The organism is Arthrobacter sp. SPG23, from assembly GCF_000876655.1.
Taxonomy (GTDB): domain Bacteria; phylum Actinomycetota; class Actinomycetes; order Actinomycetales; family Micrococcaceae; genus Arthrobacter.
Genome location: NZ_JYCN01000022.1, coordinates 1 through 11,840, shown reverse-complemented (window position 1 = coordinate 11,840; position 11,840 = coordinate 1). Strand labels below are relative to the sequence as shown.

General features: G+C 64.7%; 7 protein-coding genes and 2 tRNA genes. 6 read left to right on the top strand and 3 right to left on the bottom strand.

Going from position 1 to position 11,840, the window contains the following annotated elements; genetic code table 11:
• Position 1: 1 nt before the first annotated feature.
• A complete protein-coding gene (locus TV39_RS14255) occupies positions 2 to 1,450 on the bottom strand; it encodes a zinc-dependent metalloprotease (protein WP_043482705.1) in 1,449 nt (482 codons plus the stop codon).
• A gap of 219 nt (positions 1,451 to 1,669) precedes the next feature.
• On the opposite strand from TV39_RS14255, the gene TV39_RS14250 reads away from it, so the two are divergent.
• The 5 genes from TV39_RS14250 (at position 1,670) to TV39_RS14230 (ending at position 7,863) form a co-directional block, all read left to right on the top strand.
• Complete coding sequence (locus tag TV39_RS14250; protein ID WP_043482703.1) at positions 1,670 to 2,833, top strand: YlbL family protein; 1,164 nt, start codon at positions 1,670 to 1,672, stop codon at positions 2,831 to 2,833.
• Between the two features lie 159 nt (positions 2,834 to 2,992).
• The gene (locus tag TV39_RS14245) at positions 2,993 to 6,013 is read left to right on the top strand and encodes a UPF0182 family membrane protein (RefSeq protein ID WP_200891026.1); all 3,021 of its coding nucleotides are present in this window, start codon (positions 2,993 to 2,995) and stop codon (positions 6,011 to 6,013) included.
• A 211-nt stretch (positions 6,014 to 6,224) separates the two neighbouring features.
• A tRNA-Met gene (locus tag TV39_RS14240) sits at positions 6,225 to 6,298 on the top strand.
• A 191-nt stretch (positions 6,299 to 6,489) separates the two neighbouring features.
• Positions 6,490 to 6,566: transfer RNA gene (locus tag TV39_RS14235), tRNA-Met, on the top strand.
• Between the two features lie 358 nt (positions 6,567 to 6,924).
• Positions 6,925 to 7,863: a cytochrome b/b6 domain-containing protein gene (locus TV39_RS14230; protein WP_043482700.1), complete on the top strand. Its 939-nt coding sequence runs from the start codon at positions 6,925 to 6,927 to the stop codon at positions 7,861 to 7,863.
• Between the two features lie 36 nt (positions 7,864 to 7,899).
• Here TV39_RS14230 and TV39_RS14225 read toward each other — a convergent pair whose 3' ends face one another.
• Positions 7,900 to 9,324 carry a cryptochrome/photolyase family protein gene (locus TV39_RS14225; RefSeq protein ID WP_043482698.1) on the bottom strand — a complete coding sequence of 475 codons (1,425 nt, stop codon included), beginning with the start codon at positions 9,322 to 9,324 and terminating at the stop codon, positions 7,900 to 7,902.
• 209 nt (positions 9,325 to 9,533) lie between these two features.
• Here TV39_RS14225 and TV39_RS14220 point away from each other — a divergent pair, with 209 nt between their 5' ends.
• Positions 9,534 to 10,778, top strand: coding sequence for a hypothetical protein (locus TV39_RS14220; RefSeq protein ID WP_043482697.1), 1,245 nt, complete (start codon positions 9,534 to 9,536; stop codon positions 10,776 to 10,778).
• A 90-nt stretch (positions 10,779 to 10,868) separates the two neighbouring features.
• Here the strand turns inward: TV39_RS14220 and TV39_RS14215 are convergent, their stop codons facing one another.
• The gene (locus tag TV39_RS14215) at positions 10,869 to 11,660 is read right to left on the bottom strand and encodes a PspA/IM30 family protein (protein ID WP_043483150.1); all 792 of its coding nucleotides are present in this window, start codon (positions 11,658 to 11,660) and stop codon (positions 10,869 to 10,871) included.
• Positions 11,661 to 11,840 lie beyond the last annotated feature (180 nt).

Below are 11,840 nucleotides of genomic sequence, written 5' to 3'. Positions count from 1 at the left end.
GTCAGGCCTGGGGCGTGCCGCCGTCGTCCTTGCCGGAACCGCCCTTGTCCGTGCCGGGGCCGTCGTTGTTATCGTCGGAAACGGCATCGTCCGCGCCCGGTTCGTCGAATCCGCCGTTCAGCAGTTTCTGCAGGGCGTCGTCCACCTCCGTGTCGCTCGCTTCGGCGAGCTTGCGCCGTGCACTGAACCCCTGGGGGTCGTCCAGGTCCTCGCCGGTGGGCAGGAGGTCCGGGTGCTGCCAGATGGCGTCCCGGCCTTCGGTGCCGCGTTCTTCCTTGAGGGAAGCCCAGAGGGCTGCGGCCTCGCGGAGGCGGCGGGGACGCAGCTCCAGTCCCACCAGGGATGAGAAGGCGTGCTCTGCGGGGCCGCCGGTGGCACGGCGCCGCCGGACTGTCTCACGCAGTGCCGATGCCGAGGGCAGGAACTTCTCCGTGGCCGCTGCGGTCAGTTCGTCCACCCAGCCTTCAACCAGCGCCAGCGCCGTTTCGAGTTTCTCCAGTGCCTGTTCCTGGGCGGGGGTCCGCTGGGGCATGAACACGCCCTGGGACAATGCCTCCTGGATGCCTTCGGGGTTGCCGGGGTCGATCTCCCGGGCCAGTTCCTCGATCTTGGACGTGTCAATGTGGATGCCGCGGGCGTAGGCCTCGATGGCCCCCAGGAGGTGGCCACGGAGCCAGGGCACCTGGACGAAGAGCCGGGCGTGCGCGGCTTCCCGCACGGCAAGGAAAAGCCGGATGTCGTTTTCAGGCAGGCTCAGGCCTTCGCCGAATTTGGCCACGTTGGCCGGGAGGAGGGCCATTTCAAGATCTGCCAGCGGTACACCGATGTCCGTTGAACTCACTACTTCCGCAGACAGGGCACCGATGGCCTGGCCGAGCTGCATGCCGAAGATGGCACCGCCCATGTTCTGCAGCATGGATGAAGCGCCGCCCATCATGGACTTCATTTCTTCGGGCATCTGCTCCGTCATGGCGGCGGACAGCGCGTTGGCGATGCTGTTCGCCACCGGTTCGGTGAGCCGCTTCCACGTGCCAAGGGTTTCCTCGACCCATTCGGCCCGGGACCACGCCCGGCCGATCAGGCCTGTGGCGGGGAGGTCCGTGACCTGGTCAAGCCAGAGCTCGGCCAGGCGGAGTGCCTCATCGACCTCACGCGACTGTTGCGCCGTGACAGATGGGTCGGAGCCGCTCGCTGCCACCCGCCGCGCATTGTCGTGGGCAAGCTGCCAGTTGACGGGCCCCTCGGAGGGCGCGCTCATCATGGCCTGCACCTGCGAGAACATCTGGGCAAGCAGGTTCGGATCGTCGGGAAGGCCTGCAGCCTTGGCCAGTTCAGCGGGGTCTATGTCACCCATGCCCTTGCCACCCATGAGGTTCTGCAGCATTTCCGCAAGCGGATCCTTGGGGGTGTCGTCGTCGCCATTGGACGGATTGAGTGGGTTGGAGGTCATGATCCCGCCGATCGTCGGTGTGACTGTTGATCACCTTCACGGTACCCCGGTGCGTTGGCGGCTGTCTGCCGAATCCGGCCCCGTTCGCTGTCGGCAAAGAGCGGCACCGCCTGCTCACCGCGTAGTGTTAGTCATCGGAATATTTGCAGGCTGCCGTTAGCGCGATCCGGTTCAGCCACAGTGCCGCGTCCGCGGGCGCAGGTACGGAGAGGTCCTTCATTGACAATCACTCAGGGTGGGCAGGTTCCGGGGGATCCCGCGGAACCGGGAAGCGGCGGCGGGACCACACGCGGCAGGCTTTCGCGCAGGACGAAGCCGCGCCGGGCCGCAACAGGCGACAACCGCTACGCCGCCATGATGACCTCAGGGCTGGTGGCACTGGCGCTGGGCATCACCGCCGGGAGCCTTCCCGTGCCCTATGTCGTGGAATCGCCGGGACCCACCTTTAACACCCTCGCCAATGACAACGGCAAGCCGGTCATCAGCGTGACCGGCCGAGAGACCTTTCCGGCGAAAGGCCACCTGGACCTCACCACTGTTTATGTCGACGGCGGACCTAACGGCCCGGTCAGCGTCTTCGAGGCCTTCTCGGCCTGGCTGGACAAGTCCAAGGCCGTTTATCCGGAAGAGCTCATCTTTCCCACCGGGGTCACGAAGGAAGAGTCCCAGCAGGAGAGTGCCGTCGCCATGACCACCTCGCAGGAGAACGCCACGGCTTCCGCGCTGAAGGAACTCGATATTCCCTTTGAGCAGAAACTGCGGGTGGCGGACCTTGCGGAGCGGTCGGCGTCGGCCGGCAAGCTGCAGGCAGGCGATGTATTCAACACTGTGAACGGCAAGCCCGTGACGTCGCTCAGCGTAGTGCAGGAGGAACTTGCCGCCGGGCAGGGAAAGCCGGCAACCGTCGTCGTCGACCGGAACGGCACGCCGGTGACCGAAACCATCACCCCCACCGAGAACGCGGCAGGCAAGTTCATCCTCGGGGTGTTGCTGCAGTACGAATTCAAGTTCCCGTTCGACGTCAAGATTTCCCTCGACAAGGTGGGTGGCCCCAGCGCGGGCATGATGTTTGCCCTGGGCATCATCGACACCGTCACTCCGGGGGACCTGACCGGAGGCAAACACATCGCAGGGACCGGCACCATCACGCCAGACGGCGTCGTGGGATCCATCGGCGGGATCGGTCAGAAGATGTATGGGGCCAGGGCAGACGGCGCGGAGGTGTTCCTGGCGCCGGCGGCCAACTGCCCCGAAGTGGTGGGACACATTCCGGACGGGTTGCAGGTGGTCAAAGTCGAGAACCTGGCTGAGGCGCGGGAAGCCGTCAACGTGATTGGTTCAGGCGGGGACACATCCGGGCTTCCCGCGTGCACCAGCAACTAGACTAATTGCAGGAACTAAGCACTAGCGCCGCTCGTGGCACTAGTGACTGCTGCTGAGCCTCCTGCCGGGGGCGGGCAGCAGTTCCGGCAGTACATGATCACGCGCACCTTGATTTTTTGACAAGACCAGTAACTGACAACCAGCTATGAGGTACCCAGTTTGTCCCGTCCCGCCAGCTCCACTCCGCCCGGAAGACCCCAGCCAAGGCGAGGTGCCTTGACGCCGACGTTGATCGTCGTCGCACTGGTTGTGGTCGGATTCATCTTCTTCGCCAATGTTTGGACAGATGTCCTCTGGTACCAGCAGCTTGGGTTCTTTGAAGTGTTCCTCACGGAGAACCTGGCCCGGATTATCATCTTCCTGGCCGGTTTCGCGCTGATGTTCCTCGCCATGTTCTATGCCATCCGCATCGCTTACCACGCGCGTCCCGTGTACGCTCCGGACTCGGAGATCAGGGATAACCTGAACCGCTACCAGGCCCAGCTGGAACCCGTCCGCCGGGTGGTCATGATCGGCTTGCCGGTGCTGTTCGGCCTCTTTGCCGGAAGCGCCGCCGCCAGCCAGTGGCAGAAAGTGCTGCTGTTCCTGAACCAGGAGCAGTTCGGCCAGAACGATCCGCAGTTCAACCTGGACATCAGCTTCTACCTGATGACCCTGCCGTTCCTGGGCTTCGTCACCGGCTTCCTCATCAGCGTTGTTGTGGTGGCCGGTATCGCGGGAATCCTTACGCACTATCTCTACGGCAGTATCCGGATCATGGAACGCGGCATCTTCACCAGCCGTGCCGCCCAAATCCACCTCGCCGTCACCGGCGCGGTGTTCCTGCTGCTGCTCGGCGTGAACTTCTGGCTTGACCGCTATTCCTCAGTCCAGAACAGCAACGGACGCTGGGCCGGTGCCCTCTACACCGACGTCAACGCCGTGATCCCCACCAAGTCGATCCTGGCTGTAGCCGCCGCCCTGGTGGCAATCCTTTTCATCGTCGCCGCAGTGATCGGCAAATGGCGCCTGCCCGTCATCGGCACGGCAATGCTGGTCATCACCTCCATCCTCGCCGGCGGTGTCTACCCGTGGGTCATCCAGCAGTTCCAGGTGCGCCCCTCGGAACAGACCCTTGAGAAGCAGTTCATCGAGCGGAACATCAGCATGACCCGTGCCGCCTACGGCCTGGATAAGATCCAGGAGAAGCGGTACAACGCCACCACCAACGCCACCACGGGAGCCCTGGCTCCGGATGCGCAGACCACTGCCAATATCCGCCTCCTGGACCCGAACCTCATTTCGGACGCCTTCTCCCAGCTCGAGCAGTACCGTCCCTACTACCAGTTCCCGAGCGCGCTCAACGTGGACCGGTATGAAGTTGACGGCAAGGTGCAGGACACCGTGATTGCCGTCCGCGAGCTGAACCCGGACGGCCTCAGCGCCAACCAGCAGTCCTGGCTGAACCGTCACGTGGTCTACACCCACGGCTACGGCGTGGTGGCTGCCAAGGGCAACAAGTTCACCGCCGACGGCAAGCCGGAGTTCCTGCAGGCCGGCATCCCGTCCACCGGCGTGCTCGGCAACGATTCGACCTACCAGCCCCGGATCTACTTCGGCGAAAACTCGCCCGAGTACTCAATTGTCGGGGCACCGGAGGGTTCGCCGCACCGTGAACAGGACCGTCCCGCCGGCAAGGAAGGCGACGGCGAAACCCAGTACACCTTCACCGGCAACGGCGGCCCGAACGTGGGCAGCTTCTTCAACAAGGTCCTCTACGCGATCAAGTTCCAGTCCTCCGACCTGCTGCTGTCCGACGGCGTCAACAACGAGTCGCAGATCCTCTACGACCGCAACCCGCGGGACCGCGTCGAAAAGGTCGCCCCGTACCTCACCGTCGATGGCAACGCCTACCCGGCGGTGGTGGACGGCCGCGTGAAGTGGATCGTTGACGGCTACACCACCAGCCAGTACTACCCGTACTCGCAGCAGGAGCAGCTTTCCGCGGCCACCGCTGATTCGCAGACCACGGCCGGACGCACGGTCGCCTTGCCGAACAGCTCGGTCAACTACATCCGCAACTCCGTGAAGGCAACGGTTGACGCCTACGACGGTTCGGTGACGCTGTACGCCTGGGACGACCAGGACCCGGTGCTGAAGGCATGGCAGAACGTCTTCCCCACCTCCCTCAAGCCGTACTCGGAGATGTCCGGTGCGCTTATGAGCCACGTCCGCTACCCCGAGGACCTGTTCAAGGTCCAGCGCGAACTGCTGGGCCGCTACCACGTCACCCAGCCGGACAACTTCTACACGAACAATGACGCCTGGTCCGTGCCGAACGATCCCACGGTCAAGGAAGAGGTCAAGCAGCCGCCGTTCTACATGTCATTGCAGATGCCGGACCAGACCAAGCCCGCCTTCCAGCTCACGTCGTCGTTCATTCCGCAGGTGGTCAACGGCACCGCCCGTAACGTGCTCTACGGCTTCCTGGCCGCGGATTCCGATGCCGGCAACCAGAAGGGCGTAAAGGCGGAAAGCTACGGCCAGCTCCGGCTGCTGCAGATCCCGCCGGAAGCGCAGGTTCCCGGCCCGGGCCAGGCGCAGAACAAGTTCAACTCGGATCCCACGGTGTCCCAGGCGTTGAACCTGCTCCGGCAAGGCGCGTCCGCCGTCCTCAACGGCAACCTGTTGACCCTCCCGGTGGGCGGGGGCCTGCTGTACGTGCAACCCGTCTACCTGCGGTCCACGGGCGAAACGTCCTACCCCACGCTGCAGCGTGTGCTGGTTGCCTTCGGTGACAAGATCGGGTTCGCGCCGACACTTGATGAAGCGTTGAACCAGCTCTTTGGCGGAGATTCGGGGGCAACGGCCGGTGACTCTGCCAACAACGGCCGGACGCCGCCGCCCGCAACCGGAGGCAGCACGCCGCCGGCCACCGGCGGCACCGACGCCAAGGCGGAGCTGAAGGCCGCGCTGGACGAGGCGAACGCAGCCATCCGGGCCGGTCAGGAGGCCCTGGCCAAGGGCGACTTCGCGGCCTACGGCGAGCAGCAGAAGAAGCTGTCCGCGGCCTTGCAGAAGGCGATCGACGCCGAAGCCAAGCTCGGTGCCGAAGGTGCATCACCGACGCCGGGAGCCACCACGGCTCCCACGGCAACCCCGTCGGCGGCCGCGACGCCGTCGCCGTCTCCGAGCAATTGATCAGGAGGGCGGGCACGCCGTAAGCTGCCCGCCCACAGAGGCCGGTTTCCCTTCCGCTAGGACGGGGAGCCGGCCTTTGCCGCTTCCAGCGGGTTTACCGGTTCCCGGGGCCGGTTCCGCCCGTACGGAAGGCAGGTATTGGTGCGGAGACGCAGATCACGTCCCCTCAATTTGGTCTGAAGTTCACCGGCAGGTAATGTTGTTCTTGCGACGCGGGGTGGAGCAGTTCGGTAGCTCGCTGGGCTCATAACCCAGAGGTCACAGGTTCAAATCCTGTCCCCGCAACTGAAGGAAAGGCCCGGAATTCTCGACAGAGAATTCCGGGCCTTTCGCTTTGCCGCCAGACGCGTCGGTGCTTGCCCGGCCGGCGGCCGGGTCCGGCACCCCGTCAGCGGGCCCGGTCAGCAGACCAGTCCGCGGCCCGGCAGGGGAGTGGTCGGGGCGGGTCGAAAAGTAGGGTAGTGTTGATCAAGCGACGCGGGGTGGAGCAGTTCGGTAGCTCGCTGGGCTCATAACCCAGAGGTCACAGGTTCAAATCCTGTCCCCGCAACCATGTAAGAGGCCCTGACCGGGAAATTGCCGGTCAGGGCCTCTTTTCTTGTCTGCGGCGCTCCAACTACTAGCATTTCCTAGTATTCTCATTCGCGGGAGCAACGTCCTACCGTGCCACCGGGCAGTTCGATGGCGATCACCGCGATCGGGCGATCACGGCATGGGCAGGCCGTGGCTCCCGGGACACGCGTCCTATGTTGCGGGGCATGACCGCCGCCTCTTACGGGTTCGCTCTTCCGCTGTTCATGATTCAAGCTATTAAGGCGCACTTAACCCAGCCGCCGCTCCTGCCGGTGTACCCGGCAGGGATGGATCCGCCTACGTCACTAGTCGATCATTCTCGAGAGGAATGCTGCTCGATGTCACTACCAACCAAGAAGAAGTCCGGAACTGCGAAGAGCAAATGGGCCAAGCTGTACTGGGCAGTGCCGGCCGCCCTCGTTGCTCTGCTTCTCGTGGTGCTGCTCGCCAAGTGGGTCACGGGTCTTACCGGGGTGAAGGACTTCATGGCGGCGTACCCTGGCCATTCGGAGCTGCCTGAGGGAACTCCTGTGGGCTTCCCGGCCTGGCTGGCGTGGCAGCATTTCCTCAACGGCTTCTTCCTGCTGCTGATTATCCGTTCCGGCTGGCAGGTGCGCACGCAGACGCGTCCGGCTGCCTACTGGACCCGGAACAACAAAGGCCTGATCCGGACCCGGAACGCCCCGACGAAGATCAGCCTGGCGCTGTGGTTCCACCTCGTGCTGGACGCACTGTGGATCCTCAACGGCGTTGTGTTCGCCATCCTGATTTTCGCCACCGGCCAGTGGGCGCGGATCGTGCCCACCAGCTGGGATGTCTTCCCCAACGCGCTCTCGGCCGCGCTGCAGTATGCCTCGCTGAACTGGCCCACTGAGAACGGCTGGGTCAACTACAACGCCCTCCAGCTACTGACCTACTTCTTCACCGTCTTCATTGCGGCGCCCCTGGCGTTCATCACGGGCCTGCGGATGTCCTCGGCCTGGCCGAAGAACGCCAAGGGCCTGAACAAGGCGTACCCGATCGAGGCCGCCCGCGCCGTGCACTTCCCGGTGATGATCTACTTCGTCGCGTTCATTGTGGTCCACGTGTTCCTGGTGCTGGCCACCGGCGCCCTCCGGAACCTCAACCACATGTACGGCGGCAGTGACGACGTCAGCTGGGTAGGATTCGGCATCTTCGCGGCATCAGTCGCCGCGATGGTCGCCGCGTGGTTCCTGGCCCGGCCGCTCTTCCTGAGCCCCATAGCTTCCCTGATGGGCAAGGTCAGCAGCCGCTAACCGGTCTGCCGGCCGGGCTCCCGGCCCCTCGCGACTTCAGCCGTCCTTGAGCTTCTGGTACGTCTCCAGGGCGCGCTCACGTGACTCCGGCAAGCCGACCACAGGAGCGGGATACCCGGCTGCCTGTTCGGGGGCTTTCCACGGTTCATGGATGGTTTTGTCATCCATGCCTGCGATTTCGGGGATAAATTCCCGCAGGTAGCGGCCGGCGGCGTCGAACTTCTTGCTCTGCGTCACGGGGTTGAAGATCCGGAAATAGGGGGAGGCATCCGCTCCGGACCCGGCCACCCACTGCCAGTTGGCCGGGTTGCTTGCTGAGTCGGCGTCCACCAGCGTGTCCCAGAACCAGGCTTCCCCCAGCCGCCAGTCCGCGAGCAGGTTCTTCACCAGGAACGACGCGGCAGCCATGCGGACACGGTTGTGCATCCACCCCGTCTGCCAGAGCTGGCGCATCCCGGCGTCCACCAGCGGGTAGCCTGTCCGGCCCTGTTGCCAGGCCTCCAGTTCACCGTCCGACGGCGTCTGCCACTCGAAGCGGTCAAAGTCGGGACGGTAGTTTCGGGTGGCCAGCTCCGGGTTCTCGTACAGAAGCTGCCAGCAGAATTCGCGCCAGCCCAGTTCGGAGCGGAAGGTCCCGACGTCGGCAGGAGCCCGGCGCGGGAAGCGCTCACGAAGCGCGTGCCAGACGCGGAAGGGACTGATCTCACCAAAGCGAAGGTGCGGGGAGAGGCGGCTGGTGCCTTCAATGCCCGGCCGGTCGCGGCCGGTTCCATACTCCTCGACAGGGCCGTCCAGGAAGTCCTTCAGGCGGCTGTCGGCGCCCGCTTCGCCGGGCGTCCACTGTTCGGCGAGTCCTGCGCTCCAGTCGGGCGTGCGGGGGAGCAGTGCCCAGCTGTCCAGATCATCGCTTTGGGGCAGCTGGCCGTCGCTGTGCCCGGCTGGATGAGGCAGAGTGCCGGGGGCGTCGGAGGGCATCCGCGGCTCTCCGCTTTCGAGGCATGCGCGCCAGAAGGGCGTGAAGACCTTGTACGGCCCGCCCGCACCGGTGCGGACGGTCCACGGCTCGAACATGAGGCTGGCCTGGAAGCTAGCCGCATCAAGTCCCTGGTCTCCTGCCCACGCTTTGACGCCGGCATCGATGCTGCGTTCGGGGCCACCGTACCTGCGGTTCCACCTGAGGTGGGTGGCTCCGGTGGCGGCAGCCAGCTGCTGGATGATACCGGCCGCGCTCCCGCGTCGAAGGACCAGTCGGGAGCCCGCCGCTTCAAGGGCACCGGCCAGGGACACCAGTGAATGGTGCAGCCACCACTTGGCCGCCCCGCCGAGAGGACGCACCCCTGGTGATTCTTCATCCAGAATGTAGACGACGGTCAGCGGGTGGCCCAGGGCCGCCGCATCGGCAAGGGCCGGATTGTCATCGAGGCGAAGGTCGTCGCGGAGCCAGACAATGGTGGAAGGCATGGTTCCACGGTACACGCCGCAGAGCGCTATTTACCGGCGGGTAACTTTGGCCGTAGACTCGCTCCAGTCGTCCCCTGCGTTCACTCTCCGCACGGACGGTTCCGTTCGGATCAGGCTTTTTCCTGTTGACATCGGCACCCGGCTGGAGGCGGCCGGATGCCGGCCACCTGTTCGCCGCAATGTTGCCGCGCGCAGAAAAAGGATGACCAATGAAGCTATTCCTTTCCCCGGCCACGCGGCCCGGAACAGCTCACCCGTGGCTGGCAGCCACCAGGGCGCTCGTTGCGGCAATCGCAGCCGCTGCCACCGTCTCCGCTTTCATTGCCCCTCCGGCCCACGCCGCGCCCGCCGGCGGTGATGATTGGGTGGTCAGCGTGGGGGATTCCTACATTTCGGGTGAGGCGGGCCGCTGGGCCGGCAACTCGAGTGACTCCCGCCAGACTGATGCGCTGGGCGACGCGGCCTATCTTGATGCCGGCCGGTCCGAGAGCACGGCCGGCTGCCACCGCTCCTCCTCGGCGGAGATCAGGATCGGGCAGGCACAGTCAGTGAATCTGGCGTGTTCCGGTGCCAAGACGGCCACGTCCTGGAACTCGTCCGGGGAATTCAAGCCGGGGCTGGATTTCTATAGCGATGCTGCCGGCAATAAGGGCCAGGCACTGGCACTGCAGGACTTCGCATCGGCCCACCGGGTCAGGATGGTGGTGGTCTCGGTGGGCGGCAACGATCTGGGTTTTGCCGGCATCATCGCCACGTGTGTCTCCAAGTTCATGACCAGCCCGTCGTGGGCACCGAGTTACTGCAAGGACTCCACCATGGTGGCCACGAACTTTTCGGCCACCAACCGGGCCGCAGTGGCATCCCGGATCGGCGCCTCCCTCACAAACGTGGCCAAGGCCATGGCCGGCGCCGGGTACTCGCCTGGTGAATACAGCCTGGTGGTGCAGAACTACGTCTCGCCCCTGCCGCGGAGTTCCCGCATCGCCTACTCCGAAGCGGGGTACGGCAGGCAGAGCACCTACGGCTGCGGTTTCTGGAACGCGGACCTGGATTGGGCTTCGGGTACTGCCGTCCCCGCCATCAACTCCACCATTGCAGCCGGCATCGCCGCTTCGGGTCTGGACGGCGTTCACACGCTGAACGTGGCCGCGCTCTTCACCGGTCACGAACTGTGTGCGGACACAACGAAGAAGCTGAATAACACGGCGCTGACTGACTGGCGGAGCGCAGGCGCCGCGGACGTCAGCGAATGGATCAACGAGGTCCGGACCGCCAGCACGGCCTTCAGCGACTACTACATCCAGGAATCGCTGCACCCCAATTACTGGGGTCAGCTCGCCCTGCGTAGCTGCCTGCGCCAGGTCTACAACGACGGCGACGTCCGTTCCGGTAGCTGCACGGCTGCAGGGGCCGGGCTGACGTCGGTAGGAGAACCTGCTGTCACCGTCAGCTAGGCCGGCCTGCATGCGCTAACGCAGAAAGGCCGGGGTCCTTTCGCGGGACCCCGGCCTTTGTCTGTCCGGTCGTATCAACCGATGAGCTTCCTAGAGCTTGTCGAAGTCAGCTTCTTCGACAGTGGAGCCAGCAGCCGAAGAATTGGCCGACGATCCGATGGCAGGCTTCGCGCCGCCGGACTTCAAAGCCGCGAGCCGGGCTTCGATCTCGGTCTGTTCGCCGAGGTCTTCGAGCTGGTTGAACTGTGCGTCCAGGCTGGAAGCGGCGAGCTCCTGCTGGCCGCGGACCTTCGCTTCTTCGCGGCGGATCTTCTCTTCGAAGCGGCCCACCTCGCTGGTGGGGTCCATGAAGTCGATGCTCTTGAGGGCATCGTGCACCTGGGACTGCGCAGCGGCGGTCTTGGAGCGGGCCACCAGTTCATTGCGCTTGCTGGTCAGCTCGTTGAGCTTGCCCTTCATCTGGTCCAGGCCGGTCTTGAGCTTGTCCACAACCTCGGTCTGCGAAGCGATGCTGGGCTCGGCAGCCTTGGCCTCGTTCTCGGCCGCCATCTGGCGCTGGATGGCGACCTTGGCCAGGTTGTCGAACTTCTGGGCGTCGACGGTGTCGCCGCTGCTCCGGTACTCGTCCGCCTTGCGGGACGCTGCGAGGGCCTTGTTGCCCCAGTCCTGGGCGTTCTTGACGTCCTCGTTGTAGTCGTCCTGGAGCATCCGCAGATTGCCGATGGTCTGCGCTACGGCAGATTCAGCCTCAGCAATGTTGTTCGTGTAGTCCCGGACCATCTGGTCCAGCATCTTCTGCGGATCTTCGGCCTGGTCCAGCAAAGAGTTGATGTTAGCCTTTGCCAGCTGCGCCATACGGCCGAAAATGGACTGCTTAACCATGGTGTTGCCTTTCATCCTGCTCAGTGGTCGCCACTGAATTCAGTGAACAGTTGATGTACCGTTTCTACCCGGCGGCCGGCGAGACCGGCCGCCGCCTAGTCTGTGGGCCGGCTAGAAGTCCCCGCCGCCGCCGGAGTCGCCGCCCCAGCCGCCGCCCATGTCGCCGCCTCCGCCGCCGAA